This window comes from Haloferax namakaokahaiae, assembly GCF_042663225.1.
GTDB classification, from domain to species: Archaea; Halobacteriota; Halobacteria; order Halobacteriales; family Haloferacaceae; genus Haloferax; species Haloferax namakaokahaiae.
The window spans coordinates 480,449-496,128 of record NZ_JBHTAA010000005.1; the positions used below are offsets into that span (position 1 = coordinate 480,449).

21 protein-coding genes are annotated in these 15,680 nt (G+C 64.2%); 4 read left to right on the forward strand and 17 right to left on the reverse strand.

Features of this window, described 5'->3' with window-relative positions; all coding sequences use genetic code 11:
- Window positions 1–304 precede the first annotated feature (304 nt).
- The 11 genes from psmA to dapA are packed head-to-tail and all read right to left on the reverse strand — an operon-like array spanning window position 305 to window position 9,218.
- On the reverse strand, window positions 305–1,063 hold the full coding sequence (gene psmA / locus ACFQJC_RS09980; RefSeq protein WP_390223182.1) for an archaeal proteasome endopeptidase complex subunit alpha: 759 nt from the start codon (window positions 1,061–1,063) through the stop codon (window positions 305–307).
- A gap of 4 nt (window positions 1,064–1,067) precedes the next feature.
- On the reverse strand, window positions 1,068–1,547 hold the full coding sequence (locus tag ACFQJC_RS09985) for an Rpp14/Pop5 family protein (RefSeq protein WP_390223183.1): 480 nt from the start codon (window positions 1,545–1,547) through the stop codon (window positions 1,068–1,070).
- Window positions 1,548–2,162 (reverse strand): class I SAM-dependent methyltransferase, encoded by a 615-nt coding sequence (locus ACFQJC_RS09990; RefSeq protein ID WP_390223184.1) that lies wholly within the window; start codon window positions 2,160–2,162, stop codon window positions 1,548–1,550.
- Window positions 2,146–2,841 carry an RNase P subunit p30 family protein gene (locus tag ACFQJC_RS09995; protein WP_390223185.1) on the reverse strand — a complete coding sequence of 232 codons (696 nt, stop codon included), beginning with the start codon at window positions 2,839–2,841 and terminating at the stop codon, window positions 2,146–2,148. The genes ACFQJC_RS09990 and ACFQJC_RS09995 overlap by 17 nt, the downstream gene beginning before the upstream one ends.
- A 48-nt stretch (window positions 2,842–2,889) precedes the next feature.
- A complete protein-coding gene (locus tag ACFQJC_RS10000; protein WP_390223186.1) occupies window positions 2,890–3,429 on the reverse strand; it encodes a BGTF surface domain-containing protein in 540 nt (179 codons plus the stop codon).
- A gap of 51 nt (window positions 3,430–3,480) precedes the next feature.
- Complete coding sequence (locus ACFQJC_RS10005; RefSeq protein ID WP_390223187.1) at window positions 3,481–4,578, reverse strand: M20 family metallopeptidase; 1,098 nt, start codon at window positions 4,576–4,578, stop codon at window positions 3,481–3,483.
- On the reverse strand, window positions 4,575–5,441 hold the full coding sequence (gene dapF / locus ACFQJC_RS10010) for a diaminopimelate epimerase (RefSeq protein ID WP_390223188.1): 867 nt from the start codon (window positions 5,439–5,441) through the stop codon (window positions 4,575–4,577). The genes ACFQJC_RS10005 and dapF overlap by 4 nt, the downstream gene beginning before the upstream one ends.
- A gap of 18 nt (window positions 5,442–5,459) precedes the next feature.
- Window positions 5,460–6,707, reverse strand: a complete 1,248-nt coding sequence (lysA, locus tag ACFQJC_RS10015) for a diaminopimelate decarboxylase (RefSeq protein ID WP_390223189.1) — start codon at window positions 6,705–6,707, stop codon at window positions 5,460–5,462.
- On the reverse strand, window positions 6,704–7,546 hold the full coding sequence (locus ACFQJC_RS10020) for a 2,3,4,5-tetrahydropyridine-2,6-dicarboxylate N-succinyltransferase (protein WP_390223190.1): 843 nt from the start codon (window positions 7,544–7,546) through the stop codon (window positions 6,704–6,706). Before ACFQJC_RS10020 ends, lysA begins: the two co-directional genes overlap by 4 nt.
- Complete coding sequence (gene dapB, locus ACFQJC_RS10025) at window positions 7,543–8,304, reverse strand: 4-hydroxy-tetrahydrodipicolinate reductase (RefSeq protein ID WP_390223191.1); 762 nt, start codon at window positions 8,302–8,304, stop codon at window positions 7,543–7,545. Before dapB ends, ACFQJC_RS10020 begins: the two co-directional genes overlap by 4 nt.
- Complete coding sequence (dapA, locus tag ACFQJC_RS10030; protein WP_390223192.1) at window positions 8,301–9,218, reverse strand: 4-hydroxy-tetrahydrodipicolinate synthase; 918 nt, start codon at window positions 9,216–9,218, stop codon at window positions 8,301–8,303. Before dapA ends, dapB begins: the two co-directional genes overlap by 4 nt.
- Before the next feature lie 311 nt (window positions 9,219–9,529).
- Between dapA and ACFQJC_RS10035 the strand changes: the two genes are divergently transcribed.
- Window positions 9,530–10,027: a LabA-like NYN domain-containing protein gene (locus ACFQJC_RS10035; RefSeq protein ID WP_390223193.1), complete on the forward strand. Its 498-nt coding sequence runs from the start codon at window positions 9,530–9,532 to the stop codon at window positions 10,025–10,027.
- Here the strand turns inward: ACFQJC_RS10035 and ACFQJC_RS10040 are convergent, their stop codons facing one another.
- Both ACFQJC_RS10040 and ACFQJC_RS10045 read right to left on the reverse strand, forming a co-directional pair.
- On the reverse strand, window positions 10,028–10,921 hold the full coding sequence (locus ACFQJC_RS10040; RefSeq protein WP_390223194.1) for a DUF7847 domain-containing protein: 894 nt from the start codon (window positions 10,919–10,921) through the stop codon (window positions 10,028–10,030).
- Between the two features lie 44 nt (window positions 10,922–10,965).
- Window positions 10,966–11,133 carry a hypothetical protein gene (locus ACFQJC_RS10045; RefSeq protein WP_390223195.1) on the reverse strand — a complete coding sequence of 56 codons (168 nt, stop codon included), beginning with the start codon at window positions 11,131–11,133 and terminating at the stop codon, window positions 10,966–10,968.
- Window positions 11,134–11,252: 119 nt separating this feature from the next.
- On the opposite strand from ACFQJC_RS10045, the gene ACFQJC_RS10050 reads away from it, so the two are divergent.
- From ACFQJC_RS10050 to ACFQJC_RS10060, 3 genes are all read left to right on the forward strand, one after another.
- Entirely contained in the window at window positions 11,253–11,729 is a 477-nt protein-coding gene (locus ACFQJC_RS10050) for a PUA domain-containing protein (protein WP_390223196.1), read from the forward strand.
- 34 nt (window positions 11,730–11,763) lie between these two features.
- On the forward strand, window positions 11,764–12,396 hold the full coding sequence (locus tag ACFQJC_RS10055; RefSeq protein WP_390223197.1) for an HAD family hydrolase: 633 nt from the start codon (window positions 11,764–11,766) through the stop codon (window positions 12,394–12,396).
- 102 nt (window positions 12,397–12,498) lie between these two features.
- Entirely contained in the window at window positions 12,499–12,879 is a 381-nt protein-coding gene (locus tag ACFQJC_RS10060) for a hypothetical protein (protein WP_390223198.1), read from the forward strand.
- Between the two features lie 60 nt (window positions 12,880–12,939).
- Here the strand turns inward: ACFQJC_RS10060 and ACFQJC_RS10065 are convergent, their stop codons facing one another.
- The 4 genes from ACFQJC_RS10065 to ACFQJC_RS10080 all read right to left on the reverse strand — a co-directional run bounded on the left by ACFQJC_RS10065 (window position 12,940) and on the right by ACFQJC_RS10080 (window position 15,679).
- Window positions 12,940–13,941 carry a presenilin family intramembrane aspartyl protease PSH gene (locus tag ACFQJC_RS10065; RefSeq protein ID WP_390223199.1) on the reverse strand — a complete coding sequence of 334 codons (1,002 nt, stop codon included), beginning with the start codon at window positions 13,939–13,941 and terminating at the stop codon, window positions 12,940–12,942.
- A gap of 41 nt (window positions 13,942–13,982) precedes the next feature.
- Window positions 13,983–14,207, reverse strand: coding sequence for an H/ACA ribonucleoprotein complex subunit GAR1 (locus ACFQJC_RS10070; protein WP_390223200.1), 225 nt, complete (start codon window positions 14,205–14,207; stop codon window positions 13,983–13,985).
- Window positions 14,207–14,485 carry a signal recognition particle subunit SRP19 gene (srp19, locus tag ACFQJC_RS10075; RefSeq protein WP_390223201.1) on the reverse strand — a complete coding sequence of 93 codons (279 nt, stop codon included), beginning with the start codon at window positions 14,483–14,485 and terminating at the stop codon, window positions 14,207–14,209. The genes ACFQJC_RS10070 and srp19 overlap by 1 nt, the downstream gene beginning before the upstream one ends.
- A gap of 75 nt (window positions 14,486–14,560) precedes the next feature.
- Window positions 14,561–15,679 carry a PGF-CTERM-anchored ABC transporter substrate-binding protein gene (locus ACFQJC_RS10080; RefSeq protein ID WP_390223202.1) on the reverse strand — a complete coding sequence of 373 codons (1,119 nt, stop codon included), beginning with the start codon at window positions 15,677–15,679 and terminating at the stop codon, window positions 14,561–14,563.
- Window position 15,680 lies beyond the last annotated feature (1 nt).

The following is a 15,680-nucleotide window of genomic DNA, read 5'->3' on the forward strand; positions in this document are numbered from 1 at the left end:
ATGCTTGGCCGAGCCGCCGGTCTGCTGATTATATTATACGGTGGTGGAATCGCAATCAGCGGATTGTAACTCACGAGCGTATTTACTCAGACACGTGCTGTCCAATCTGAAGCGTACACAGTTTCTTTCTATCAGACAATTTAACCGACCTCCGGTGAAAGAGAGAGCAGCAGTTGCTGCATACACCCTCTGTCTGTGTCATACACTTCTCCTCAAACGCTGATATTGTAGACAGCACACTCAGAAACGAACGCAACCAGCGCAACCGCTCAGCACGTAGTCGAAAACAAAACCGCGAAACGAATTATTCGTCTGCGGGTTCGTCTTCCTCGGAAGCCAGCAGGTCGTTGGCTTCGAGGTGCGTCTCGATTTCGTCGTTCGACAGTTGCACGAAGCGCTCGGTCTCGGCCGAGACGGTGGCAACGTCGATGCCGTCGGGGGCGATACCGTCCTCGCTCGTGGAGGCGACTGCCTCCAGTGCGAGTTCGATGCCCTCTTCGAGGGTCAGGTCGTCGCGGTAGTTCTCTTCGAGGTACTCCTGAAGGTCGCCGCGCTCGGCACCGATGGAGACGGCCTTCCACTCGTAGGGCGTCCCCGAGGGGTCCGTCTCGTAGAGGCGCGGACTGCCGTTCTCGACGCCGCCGATGAGGAGGGCGACACCGAACGGGCGTGCGCCACCGACCTGTGTGTACTGCTGGATGTGGTCGGTGACTTCCTTGGTGAGCGTCTCGATGCCAATCGGTTCGCCGTAGCGCAGTCGGTTGACCTGCGACTGGCGGCGGGCGAAGTCGATGAGTTGGCGGGCGTCGGCGACGTGACCGGCGCTGGCGATGCCGATGTGGTCGTCTGCCTTGTGAATCTTCTCGACGCTGGTCGGTTCCATCAGTGGCGAGCGGGACCGCTTGTCCGCCGCGAGGACGACTCCCTCAGGTGTTCGAACACCGATGCTCGCCGTGCCGCGTTTGACGGCTTCACGAGCGTATTCGACCTGATAGAGACGGCCATCCGGCGAGAAAATCGTAATCCCGCGGTCGTACGCCTGCTGTTGCGCTTGTCCCTGCATGATATCACTCGAAATCGAGTTGCGTCGCGCCCGTGAACCCGTCAGAACCCGCGATGTCCAAGAGTGAGTCGCGGACAAACGCGGTTCGTTCTTCGTTCTCGAACACGACGTTTCTCTCCTCGGAAAATCCGGTCCGGTCGTGTAAATACCTTTCCGAACAGGCACGCACCGTGCCGGAGACGCCTTTCACTCTGATACCAACCGGGTCGTCTTGGATGTCGTCGATACAGGCGAGTGCCGCACGCGTCTCCTCGACGTGACCCCGGCGAGCGCGGACGATGGTCTGGGCGATGCCGTCGTCGTAGTCGAATCCGAGGACGGTCAGGTCGGCGTCGGCGCTCCCCGAATCGCCGAAGAGGTTCTGTGCGGCGTACCACAACTCGCGCTGGAACGGACCGCGCGTGAGGTCGGCATCGGGCCACGTCTCGATTTCGACCGCGAGATAACGCCATCGCGGCCGCAGGTGCTTTGGAAGGTGTTTCATCTATTCGAGTGGTGCGCGTTCTGCCACCAAGACGCCGACTTGGTCGTGGACCGATTCGACGGCCGTGAGGACGAACCCGGCCTCAGTCAACGCCTCGGCGAGGAAGCCGACCGTCGATGGGAGGTCAACTTCCGGCGAGTAGAACGGTTCGTCCGGGTCGGGCGTTCCGAAGAACATCACGTCGCCGAGGACGAACCGCCGCGGTTGGAGGTCGGCGATGACCTGAATCGCCTCGCGTTTCTCCTCGTCCGAGAGGTGGTGCATGGCGAAGTTGGAGACCACCAAATCGACGTTCTCGTCCACGTTCGGGTCGCGGAAGCGTCCCTCGCCGAACTCGACGTTGTCGAGACCGACTTCCTCGGCTTTGCGTCGTGCTTCGTCCAGCATGCCCTCGCTGATGTCGCGGCCGATGACGCGCTCGGCGTCGCCGGCGAGGGCGAGCGCAATCGCGCCCGTTCCCGTTCCGAGGTCGAGGACGACGTCGTCGGGCGACGGGTCGGCGTAGTGGACGACGAGCGAGGCACAGGCCCTGTACTCCTCCGAGTCCTGCGACTCGTCGTACTTCGAGGCTATCTTCGAGAAGCGGGCGGCGTGTTCCTCAATCGTCTTCTTCATACTCTCCTCGTTTGACGCCGGGTGCAATGAACGACTCGGACGTCCGCTCGCGGTTCCGAGCGGTGAGTCGCCCCCACTCTCGAAGTCCCTCCATCACCTGCTCGCGGTCGAAGCCGATGATTTCGCCGAGTGCGGCGAGTTCGCGCGGCGTGCGAAGCTCGAGATGCGAGCGTGCGCCCGCGCTGACGACGTACGGCGCGTCGTAGTACTCCACGAGGTCGCGGAGCTTTCGAAGGTTCGAGAGCGCCTGCACGCGCGTGCCGCCTTCGGACCGGAGCACTGGCCCGAAGTCGAACTCGATGCGAACGCCGTTGTCGCGGGCGGCTTTGGCGAGGACGTGATTGAAATCTCCACTGTCTCGCATCGGTTGTGAGAGTACGTCTACGCGCGAGTGCTCGACTGCGAAGCGATTCAACGCGTTCGTCCCGCCTCGGAGGACGAGCAGTTCGCGTTGCGGGCGGTAGTTGCCGACCGCACCGCTCGCGTGTTCGGGGTCTTCTGCCTGAATCTCGACCGCATCGACGAGGTCGGCGTCGAGGCGCTCTCGGAGGCGGTCGTACTCGGGTCGCGCGTCGCTGGCGCGAATCACGATTCCGTCGTAGCCGTACCGGACGGCGGTGCGGGCGACGCGACTGGCCGTGCTCTCGCCGTCGGGATAGGTGTAGACCGCCTCGTACATACGCGACGATTGCGGGGGTGGAAAAAGGGCGTTGCGTTCTGCCGGCCGTCAGCGGCGCACGAACAGTGCGGCACTGAGGAGTGCGACGACTGTCGCTCCGAGACCGAATCCGGGGACGCCGATATCAGTCGGCGTCGGTGATTCCGTGGTCGTCGTCGCGGCGGTCGTCTCGGACGATTCGACCGTGTCGGGCGTCAGCGTCGAATTTTCGGGCATGTTGTTCGTCACGAGCGTCGCGTTCGTCGCGTAGATACGAGATTCGTTGTGGCGGAGTGCGACCGTCACTGGACCGCCGCGGAGGGGTGCCAACTCCGTGAGGTCGAACTGCACGTCGAAACTTCCGTTCGTGCCGACGGTGGTCGATTTCGACATGAGAAACGGGTGCGTCTCGCCGTTGGAGGTGATACGGACGTTAATCGTCGTCCCGTTCTCGAATGTCGTCGTTCCGCGGACGTGCTGATCGGCCGTGGCATCGAGGATGAATCGCTCACCGTCGTGGTCGATGTCGATACCGCCAGCAGCAGCCCCGACTCCGGAGACCAAAACGAGGAACGCGAGACCAATGCAGAGCATTCGGGGAGGATGCATCTGCGCAAAACTTCAATGCAATCAGACAAGTACGTTTTGATTGACAGACATTTAGGTGACGAGCGCCGCGACGGCGTCCGACAGCGCATCGGCGGCCGCGCGCACGTCGTCGGTCTGCACGTATTCGCGCTCCGCGTGGGCGACGGCACCCTCGTCGTCGGCGAGGTCTCCGGGACCGAAGACGACCACGGGGGCGTGTGCGAAGTACGACGCCTCCGTCGCGGCCGTGAACGGCCGAACGTCGCCGGAACCACCTGCCGCACGAGACGCGTCCGAGACCGCCGAGACGAGTTCGTGCTCGGGGTCCGTAGCGAACGCTTCGAGGAACGGCGTCGGGCGCTCGGTCAGGGTGAACTCGACGCCGACGTCCTCGGGAACCGCTTCACGGAGTCGTGATTCGAGCGATTCGCGGAAGCCCGTTGCGGTCTCCGGCGGAACGCTCCGGCGGTCTACGACGAGGTCGCAGGCCGCGGGCACTTGATTCGAGTTCTCGCCACCCTCAACCATCGTCGCCGTCAGACTCGCCGACCCGAGTTCCGGATGCGACGCGCGGTCGGCGTCGAACTCGTCGATGACCGACAGCACTGGTGCGAGCGCACCGATTGCGTTGACGCCGGACTGCGGTTCGGCGGCGTGGGCGGCGACGCCCGAGAGCGAAATCGTCCCCTCGAACCGTCCCTTGGCGGCGGTACACACGTCGAGCCCGGTCGGTTCGCCGACGATGTACATGTCGCCCTCGACGTCGAGTGCGTCCGCGCCGAGCGAGAGGAGTTCTTCGTCTGGGGTAATCGCCAGCGTCACCCGCGAATCCTCGGCGGGTTCGACGGCGAAGAAGGCGGTGAGCAGTGCGGCGAGCGGTCCCTTCGCATCGCACGACCCGCGGCCGTGGATGACGCCCGGTTCGCGCTCGTAGGGGACGTGTGGCGAGACGGTGTCGATGTGGGTGTTGAGCACGAGATGCGTCTCCGGGTCGTCTGTGCCCTTCGAGGCGATGGTGTTGCCCGCGTCGTCCACGTGCGCGTCGATTCCCTGCGCCTCGATAGTCGAGACCAGCAGGTCGCGCATCTCGCTTACGTCCTCGTTCGAGGCGACCGGAACGGCGGTTTCGAGGAACTCGATAGGGTCGAACCCCGACCCCGCGCCGCTCATCGTTCGCGGAAGACGGTGTCCGCTTCGCCAGCGCCCTCGCGGACTGCCGGGCCGCCGAGCAGTGCCGAACCTTCGTCGGGAACCGTCACCGAGAGGTCGCCGCCCGGCGGCGAGACGCGCACTGGGTCGTCGCCCTCGACGAGTCCGAGGCGCTTTGCGGCGGCGACGACGGCGACGGCGCCCGTCCCACAGGATTGGGTCTCGCCTTCGACGCCTCGCTCGAAGGTTCGCTGGTCGAATCCGCCCTCACCGTCGGGCGAGGCGAGCGTGACGTTCGCGCCCTCGGGGAAGATGGGTGCGTGACGGACGGCGGGTGCGACGGCTTCGAGGTCCACGTCGTCTACGTCCTCGACGAAGGCGACGGCGTGGGGGACGCCGGTGTTGACGGCGGTGACGGTGAGTCCCTCGATTTCGGTCTCGACGAGGGGTTCGCCGCTGTCGGCGGGCACGTCTCGCGGGGCGAACATCGGCACGCCCATCTCGACGGTCACGTCGTCGTCTTCGACGATGGCGCGACGAGTGCCGGCCGGGGTGTCTATCATAATCTGGTCAGACCCGGTTCGCTCGGCGGCCCACGCGGCCGCGACGCGAGCGCCGTTGCCGCACATGGCGGCGACGGAGCCGTCGGGTTGGACGAGAGTCATGACGACCCGCGGCGGGTCGTAGCGGTCTTCCAAGGCGAGAAAGAGGACGCCGTCGGCGCCGACTCGCTCGCTCTCGTTCAGTACGATACCGCCGTCTCGGTCGCAGTGTGCCCGTGCGAACGCCGGTCGGTCCGGGACGGGGTCTTCTGCATCGACGACGAAGAAGTCGTTTCCAGTGCCGTGGAACTTTTCGAATGGGACGGTGTTTAGTACGCTCATTGTTCTGTGTGTGCTTGGTCAGTTGGGGATGTGTTCGGATGCGGTTCGTTCGAGGGTGGTGATGTCCTCGATGGTCTCTGCGCGTCGGGCGACGCGCGGGCCGTCGTCGTCGAGGACGACTTCGGCGGGGCGCGGCCGCGAGTTGTAGGTGCTCGCCATCTCGTAGCCGTAGGCCCCGGCGTTGCCGAAAGCGAGAAGGTCACCCCGCTCGGGTCGCGCGAGCGGTCGGTCGTCCGCGAGCACGTCGCTCGTCTCGCAGACGGGTCCCGCGATGATGGTCGAGACCACCCCGGCGTCGGGCCGAGAGAGGTTCGACACCGCGTGGTACGCGTCGTACATCGCTGGTCGGAGCAGAGTCGTCATACCAGCGTCCGTGCCGACGACGGTCGTCTCGGGGACGTCCTTCACGGTGTTGACTTCGGAGAGGAGGACGCCCGCGTCGGCGACGACGTAGCGACCCGGTTCGATTGCGAGGTCTGCCTCGGTCTCGCCGAGCGCCTCGCGGGTGGCGTCGGCGACTGCACCGAGGTCGAGCGGTGGTTCGTCTTCGTGGTACGGGACGCCGAATCCCCCGCCGACGTCCACGAATTCGAGACCCGGAATCGACCGCGCGAGGTCGCCCATCCGGCGGACGAGTTCGCGGTGTGCCGAGAGGTCGTCGCCCGAGATTCCGCTGCCCGCGTGGGCGTGGACGCCGACGAGGTCCACTTCGTCGCGGACGCGCTCGGCGATATCGGGAACGCGGTCGATTGGGATACCGAACTTGGCGTGCGCGCCGGTTCGGACCTTCTCGTGGTGGCCCGCGCCGACACCGGGGTTGGCCCGAAGGCAGAGTCGGCCGTCGAAACCGCGTTCCCGGAGTCGGTCGATGGTGTCCTCCGCGCCGACCGTAATCGTCAGGTTCGGATGGTCCTCCCAGTAGGAGACGACGATATCGAGGTCGGCGCTCGGTGGGTTGACGGCGGTGTAGCGGACGCGGTTGCCTTCGAATCCGGCGTCGAAGGCGCGGACGAGTTCGCCCGCGGAGGCGCACTCGGCGTCGAGTCCCGCCTCCCGGACGGTTTCGAGGACAGCCTGTCCGGTGTGGGCCTTGACCGCGTAGCTGATGTGCGCTTCCGGGAACGCGTCCCGAAGGCGCTGGCAGTTCTCCGCGACGCGCTGGAGGTCGGTGACGTACAGCGGCGAGCCGAACTCGTCGGCGAGCGACAGCAACTGCTCGCGGTCCCAGTCGGCGAGTCGCCGTACCGCCGGACCTCCCGCGCTCATTCGCGCAGTGCCTCCTCTCGACGAGTCGCATCGAGCGTGTCGTCTTCGATGTCGAGGGCGACGACGGCGGGCTTGTACGCCCCGCTCTCGAACATCTCGTGGTCGCCGAGCGAGGATTCCACGAAGCGCGTGAACGCGCGACGGTTCGCCGGCAGGTGCCCGTAGTAAATCTCTTCGTCCACGAGGTCGTAGACGGGGATTCGAGGCGTGAGAAGCGTGTTCTCGCCGACGATGGAGTTCTCGCCGACGCGGAAGCCCGAGGTGACGCGACAGCCAGCGCCCAGTGCCGCGCCGTCTTCGACGACGACGGGCGCGTCTTCGACGGGTTCGAGGACGCCGCCGATGAGGGTGTTCGCGCCGAGTTTGACGTTCTCGCCGATTTGGGCGCAGGAGCCGACGGTGTCGCAGGAGTCCACGAGCGTGCCGTCGCCGATGTAGGCACCGATGTTGACGAACGAGGGACTCATCATGATGCAGTCGGAGCCGAGGTAGGCACCGCGTCGAATCGCGGTTCCGTCGGGCGTGTTGCGCGTGCCGCGCTCGCCCAAGTCTGTCGTGTCGCGGAGCGGAAGCACGTCGTGGTAGCGAACGTCGCCGTACTCGCGGGCGAGCGTCTCGCGCAGGCCGAAGTTGAGGAGAATCCCCTGCTTGACCCACTCGTTTGCTTCCCACGAGGTCACGTCCGCGCCGGTCTTCTCCGCCGCGCGCACCTCGCCCGCTTCGAGCGCGTCGAGGAACGCATCGAGCGTGTCGAGTTCGTCAACGGTCGCCGATTGAGCGTCGATTTCGTCGTTCTGATACTGCTGCCACAGGCCTTCTACGTCCGTTTGTAAGCTCATTCGAGTACCTCCGTGAAGTCGTACCAGCCGGCGTCGCGGCCCGAGAGCCACGCGGCGGCGTCGAGCGCCCCGGCGGCGAAGACGCCGCGCGACCCGGCACGGTGTGTGAGTGATAGTGACTCGTGATTCCCAGCCAGTAATACCTCGTGTTCACCGGCAATATCCCCCGCCCGGCGTGCGTGAACGCCGATTTCTCCCTCGGTTCGGGGTGCTTCGCCCTCGCGGCCGTGGACGCGTTCGGCGTCGCCGCGAACGTCGTCTATATCCTCCAACAGCGTCAGTGCCGTCCCGCTGGGGGCGTCTCGCTTGGCGTTGTGGTGCGTCTCGGTCAGTTCGATATCGTAGCCGTCCAGTGCGGGAATTGCCTCTCGAACTGCCCGGCGGAGTGCCGCGATGCCGCGCGAGAAGTTCGAGGCGTAGAGGACCGGCACGTCGTCGGCGAGGGTTTCGAGCGCGTCGAACTGCTCGTCGGAGAGACCGGTGGTCCCGGTGACGAGCGCGACGCCTGCTTCTGCACAGGCGCTCGCGTACTCGACACACGACTCCGGACCGGTGAAGTCTACGAGTACGTCGGGTTCGCGTTCGGCGAGGAGTGCCGGCAGGTCGGCCGCGGATTCGACCGCGACACCTTCGACTTCCTCGTCGGCCGAGCGACTGACCGCGAGGACGACTTCGAGGTCCTCACGCTCCGCCGCGGCGGCGAGCACTTCGCCACCCATTCGGCCGGTCGCGCCGGTGACGCCGATGCGGACCGTCACTCCTCGCGTCCTCCGTCTGCGAGTGCTTCCTCGGCTTCGAGGTCGGAGAGGAGTCGTTCGAGTTCGGCCGTGTTCTCCTCGCCGAGTCGGGTGAGCGGCGGGCGAACGCGTCCCGGTCCGTAGCCGCGAATCTCCATGGCTTCCTTGACCGGAATCGGGTTCGTCTCGACGAACAGGTGGCGGTTGAGCGGGCCGAGGTCGTGGTGAATCTCGCGGGCGCGTTCGTAGTCGCCCTGCAGTGCGGAGTGAACCACCGCGCCCGTCCGCGCGGGTTCGATGTTCGCGGTGACCGAAATCGCGCCGACGCCGCCGACCGAGACGATTGGGAGGTTCAGCGCGTCGTCGCCCGAGAGGACGGCGAAGTCCTCGTCTCGGGTGTACTCGACGACTTGGGAAATCTGTCCCACGTCGCCGCTGGCGGCCTTGTAACCCGCGATGTTCGGGTGATCCGCGAGCGTCGCGGCCGTCTCTGGGAGGATGTTGCTTCCCGTCCGGCTTGGGACGTTGTAGACGATTTGCGGGACGTCAACCTCGTCGGCGATGGTCTCGTAGTGGTCGATGATACCCGCCTGTTCGGGCTTGTTGTAGTACGGAGAAATGAGAAGGAGTGCGTCTGCGCCGGCGTCCGCGGAGCGTTGTGATAGTTCGAGTGCTTCGCGGGTCGAATTGGACCCGGACCCAGCGATGACGGGAATCTCGTCTACCGCTTCGACGACGGCCTCGACGACGTCAATGTGTTCGTCGTGCGTGAGCGTCGCGGACTCGCCCGTCGAACCGACGGGAACGAGACCATCGACGCCCGCGGCTTCGAGGCGCTGGACGTCGGACTGGAGTGTTTCGAAGTCGATGCTGCCGTCTTCGTGGAACGGCGTCGTCATCGCGGGGAAGACCCCGCGGAGGTCGATTGCTGTCATGTGTGGTGTGTTGTTGTTTTGTGTGTCGCTGTGGTCAGTGGTGTCACGACTGCGCGCTGTGAGTTCAGAGGCCACCCGAGACGGGGTCGCTACCCCCGCAACGAGCGATTACTGCGCGCGTTTTTTCAAAAAAGGACGCGTCGCTGTCGACCGTGTTGGTGTGACGGTGGGCCGAACAGCAATGTTCACACTGGCAACGAGTACCTCGCAGGATGATATAGTTTACGTCCCTCACATCACCTGCCACTCCGGGGTCAGTTTCATCCAACCTTCCGACGGATATTAGCCTCCTGCGTGTGAGAGGTGGACAGATGACCGAGATTCACCAAGATCAGCGCGTGGCCATCTTAGCCGACGCGCAGAATCTCTACCATACGGCACAGAGTCTCTACTCACGAAATATCGATTATTCGTCACTCCTCGAAAAAGGGACCGCGGGGCGCGCGCTGACGCGGGCGATTGCGTACGTCATTCGCGCGGACTCCCCGGACGAAGAGCGGTTTTTCGATGCACTCGTCGATATCGGTTTCGAGACGAAGATAAAAGACATCAAGACGTTCGGCGACGGGTCGAAGAAGGCAGACTGGGACCTCGGTATCGCCCTCGACGCGGTGAGCCTCGCCAATCACGTCGATACCATCGTCCTCTGTTCGGGTGACGGCGACTTCGAACGACTGTGTTCGCACCTCCGTCACGAGGGCGTCCGCGTCGAAGTGATGTCGTTCAAGGAATCGACCGCCGACGAACTCGTGGAGGCCGCCGACGCCTTCATCGACCTCTCGGAGCGAAAAGAGACGTTCCTGCTGTAGTTACTCGAACTCCGGAATGACGGAGTCGCCGTCGATGTCCGGCCCGAAGTTCGGCGCTGCGTGGGCCTGATAGAAACTGACGGCGTAGGTGGACGTGAACGCGACGAGAAGCATCGTCAGCGCGAGCGAAATCGCCGAGAGCGAGAGCACTTCGACCAGCGAGAGTCCGAGACCTGCGGCGGCGTTTGGCACCGCACCTCCCCCGGCCTGCGCAGATTGCACGTCTTGGATGTTCTGGAACGTCCGGAAGATGACGAACCCGGTCACGGGTGTGGCGACGACGAGTGCGGCGACGAACGTGATAATCGAGTACCCCAGCGTGGAGACGATGTTCGCACGCACGAGACGGTAACTGTCGCCGAACGCCTCGATAGCGCCCGCGTCGTCCACGACGACTGCGACGGGGAAGAACTGGATGAGGAACTGGACGACGACGAAGGCCAGTCCCAGCAACACCACGATACCGAGTGCGATAATCGCGCCGGTGCCGAGTGCGAAGTCACCACCACCGGCGAGCGCGCCGATGCCGATACTCGCCGCGGCGGCGATGGCGACGATTCCGAACACGATGAGGAAGGCGACGTAGATGCCGAAGTTCACGAGGTTCGCAAGCAACAGCGGGACGTACTTCTCGCGGCCGACGGCCGTGAACGTGGAAAACGACGTTTCCTGATTCGAGAGCGACTCCTGGGCCATCCCGTAGATGCCGGCGGCGACGAAGGGCGTGATGAAGAACGTGAGAATCTGGAGCGCGTTCGGCACGAGGGGAATCGCCGCCAACTGTGTGGCGAGTTGCGGGAGCGTTACCAATCCGGAGATGAGACCCCCGAGGAATATCACGGGGTTCCGCCGGAGGGCAGAGAGGGCTGTGAAGAGGGAACTGATAGCTGCCATACCCCGATGTGTTGCCGTCGCTATATGTAATTTGGCAAGAACTGTCAGTTCGTGTGGGACGACGCTCGGAAGACGGCCGCGACGGCCCCGACGGAGGCGAGCGCGGCGAGAACGACGGGCAATCGCCCGTCGATAGAGGTCTGCACCAGAATCGCGCTACTCACGAGTAGCAGAGCGGTTCCGATTGCAGCGAGGCGCATATCGGCAGTCATTACCGGGAAGCGGTCTCTCCGAGACTTATGACTTTCCGTTGTGTCTGCGTGTGTGATATAATCGCATTCTCTCGCTTCGGACCGCGACCCACTTTAGCCGCCACCCAGAACACAGGGGTATGACCGAAGACGACGCCGCCGACCTCGCCGACCTTCGCGTGGTCGCGGACTACCAGTTCGGGGCGGACGCGGGCGACGCGCTGTTTCCCGAGGATAGCGATATCGAACTCACTCGCTCTCGAAGCGGCCGCCCGCGACAGGTGTACGTCGAGGGCGAGCGCGTGGTTTCCTACGGAACCGACGGCCGATTCACCCTCGGTGTCGCCGGCGGCCGACTCCTTGCTACCGGTCTCGACGACGGCTACCGCGTCCACGTCGGCGACGAGTCGATTCCGTTCGTCCGCGACGGGAAGAACGCCTTCGCAAAGTTCGTCACCGACGTGTCGTCCGACGTGCGCTCGGGCGACGAAGTTCTCATCGTCGGCCCCGACTCGGAACTCCTCGGCGTCGGGCGCGCCGAGTTGTCGGCGGACGCGATGCTCGACTTCGAGACGGGGATGGCAGTTCGGGTTCGTGAGGGCGCGGACGAGGAATAAACTAAAGGCTGGCCGGAAGCTTTGAACAGGTCCCATGCATCTCGTCCTCGATTACGGCGGCGTCATCGTCGAACACGGTGACGAACGCGAACAGGCGCATATTCTCGGGATAGATCCCGACGCCGACCCCTATCCCGGATGGCTCGCCTACTTCGCATTTCGTGACGGGTTCGTCCAGACCACGGCGGGGTACCTCGAACTCCTCTCGACACTCACGGGGGCCTCGGAGGACGCGTGTCGTGACTACCTCGAAACGACGTGGCTCAGTCCCAACTTCCCAGAGGAACACGTCGATATTCTCCGAAACCTTGCGGCCGACCACACGCTCGTCCTCTTCGGCAACATGGCGCGTCCGTGGATTGAGACGGTTCTCTCGGAACACGGCGTCCTCGACTGCTTCGACGAACTCGTCGTCTCCTCGGACCTCAGACGGTCGAAACCACATCCGAAAGGATACTTCGAGTGCCTGCCAGAAGGCGACGAACCAGTCGCCTTCGTCAGCGACGAGTACAATGAGGACCTCATGATGGGCGAGACGCTCGGGATGGCCTCCGTGTGGGTCGAAAACGACGACGAGACACCGTACCGAGAACCGGACGTGCGGATTTCGGCGTTTGGCGACCTTCCGGAACTCCTCGACGGTGACGGACTGCCGTCCACTCGCTGATTCGCTGGTTTGGGTTAGCGGCTACTCTGTCGGTTAGTGTATTCGAGTAAGTCAGCATATCCGACAGTTAATTACTCTCCACTCTCCTACGTGTCAGTACGCATGCCAATTTCTACCGACGAATTCGAGGCAGGAACCACCGAAGTGAGCGGCGACGAGCCGATTGCGAACGACGAAGAGGGAGCGATCGAGACCGAAAAAGACCTCATCACGTCGTTTCTGAGCGAGCGCCCCGACAAGGCATTCACTGCACGAGAAATCGTTCTCGGTGTCGATTTTAGCCCACTCTACATGGACCGAACGCGGAATCCACTGGGATCGTTCGCCGACGGCCTGGTCGATTTTGCCGGGGACGTGGCTGCGACAACGATGGTCATCAACGATATCGACGAGGCACTCACCGAACTCGTCGAGGAGGGAATCGTGGTGACGAAAGAAGTCGAAACGGGCGACAGTACGTCGGTCTACTTCAGACTCGCATAACTCGTCAACGGCGTCTTCCGTGTGCCACCACCCCCCGAGAATGGGAGCGAAAAAGCGGACTTACAGATACGGCGCGAGACCGAGCGCCGTCACGATTGGCACGCCCGAAATCAGCGACCCAATCAGATAGCCGCCGATTGCACCGCCGTTGAGGAGCGGCAGGCCGGCGTGCGCGCGACCTTTCATCACGGCCCACATGAGCGCACCGAGACCGAAGAACGTCCCAATCATCGCCAGCAACGCGGGCAGGTTGAGCGCGGGGAGTGACGCGAGACCGAGCGAGGCGGCGGGCGAGAAGAACGCCGCCGACGCGACCATCACCGTCGGCATGACTGCGTCGCCGAGACCGATGAAGAACGCGTCGCGGTCGGCGGGGTCTGCGTCTTCTGCGTCCGTCTCGCCGCTGGTGGCTTCGTCGCCCGTCTTTTCGTCGCTCTCTTCTTCTTCGTCGTCGCCGATGTCGTTCGCGTCTTTCGAGAAATCGTCGTCGAGAAGCGAGTAGGAGAGCGTCGTCGGTATCACGAGCACGACGGGGATTCGGAGGTCCATGACGCCCTCGGCGAGGTCGAGCATGTGTTTGGTCTTGTAGACGCTGATGGCGTCGTAGACGGCGAGAATCGAGAGCAAGACGAGCGCCGGCAGGATGCCGAAGCTAATGCCGAAGAGACCGGCCGCACCAGCGCCCATGAGCGCGCCTGCAACGTCGATGACGTACCACTCGGGGTAGACCAAGAGCGCGAGCGCGACGACGGCCGAGAGGGCGATAGCCGCGAGCGCGCTCGGGAGGATGGCGGCGAAGACGTACCACGCGAGGACGCCGCTGGTGAAGACGATGAGCAGTCGAATCAACTGGTCGAGGTCGTACTTGAACGCGGCGAGCATGAACGCCGTCATGCCGATAATCGCCCCGATGTAGAGGAGGCTGTTCGTCGGGTCCGTTGGGTCTTCGACGGTCTGGTAGCCCTGTTCGAAGAACGTCGGAACGAGGGCGAGTGCGCCGACTTGGACGACGAGGAAGATGAGGGCGACGAGGGCAACACCTCGGTAGGCGCGACGTGTCATGTGCGGGGCTTTCGACCCGAGGGCTATGGGGATTGCGCTTACTACCGGGCGTAGAGTTTCGTCCCGACGAGGCGGGCGGGCGTCCCCGAGGTGGGCGTAATCGCCACGTAGGGGCGCTCGACCGGCCCGAACACGTCCACGACGCGCCCGACAGTGGAGAGCGATTCGTCGATGACCATGGTGCCGATATCCGGATACGTCTCGTCGGCGAGGCGAACGATGGCGAGTCCCTGTGCCGTCCGCGAGACGGTGCCGATGCGTTGCATCAGTCCCGCAGGATGCCGACGTAGGCGGCGACTGCCTGGACGATGTCGTTCTTCGTCGCGTCGTCGGAGTTGTTCACGAGGACGCGCCCGCGTGTCTCGTATTCGCGGGAGTAGCGCTTGTCGCGCTCGATGATGGCGTCGTAGCCGACCTGGCCGACGGCCTTCGCAATCTCGTCCACGGTCGGTTCTTCGACCGCGAGGTCTGCGGCAACCCGTCGCCCGTCGCTCCGCGAGTAGGCGGCATCGAGGTACGCGGGATAGATGACGTTCTCGACCATGCGTGTGTGTCGGCAACCCGACCGTAATACGGTTATGGTCTGCGCGACCGAAAGGACGGAGAGAAACGAGGCTGCTTACCGGCGGCGAGCGACGAACGCGACTGCCGCGAGCGCGACGAGGGCGACGACGGGACCGAATCCGGGTGACTCGCTCTCGGAGGTGGTCTGCGGCGCTTCGGTCGTCGAATCCGTGGGTTCCGTCGTCTGTTCGTCAGTCATCGTCTCGTCCTCGGTCGTCGCATCACTCGTCGTCTCGGCCGTCGCCGACTCGTTCTGCAACTGCTGGTATCGCTCGTAGGCGTCGGGGTGGACCGCCTCCAGAATCGTCTCCGAGGCGTCGATGGCGCGTGGCGCGGGTTGCTGGAGGTTGTTCGCATCGACGACGATGACGTTGCCCTCCTGAATTGCGGTCGTGCTGTTGTAGGCCGGGCCACTCGGAACTGGCGCGTGCGACGGGATGACGATGTACTCGGGGTCCATCGTCACGACGAGTTCGTCGTTAATCTGGCCCCAATCGTTGATGCCTGCCTCGGCGGCCCCGTTTCGAAGCCCAGCGTGCGTCATCACGTCGGAGATGAACGTGCCGGAACCGGAGGTATAGCCGAAGAAGGAGTTGAGGCCGACCGGTCGCTCGACGCCGTCGAGTGCGCGCTCCATGTTCTCGATGGAGGTGCGCATCTCGTCGGCGCGTTCGGCACCCGCTTCGCAGTTGCCCGTGATGGCCCCGACGCGCTCGACTTTGTCTGCGACGCCGGTGAGCGAGTCGCCGGATTCGAAGACGGCGACGGTCAAGCCCGCATCACGGAGTTGCCGGACCTTGTCGGGTTCCGCGATGTACGTCGTGTTCGGGACGAGCACGAGGTCGGGTTCGAGACCGATGACGGCCTCGACGTTCACGCCGCCGGAACCGGAGACGTTCGTCTTCTCGCTCGCGCCGTCGAGGTACATCGCGTACTGCGAGACGCCGACCACCTCTTCTCGCGCGCCAATCTCCCACATCGTCTGGGCGGCGCTCGGGTTGGTCGTCACGATGCGCTCGGGGTCCTCGGTAATCGTAATCTCGGACCCCGTCGCGTCGGTGAACGTCGTCGGGAAGGTACACTGGTCGGCCTGTGCCGTCGCCGCGACTGGCACCGGCGCGGCGGAGAGTATCAGCGTGGCGGCGATGAGGATGGCCACGAATCGTCTGAACATA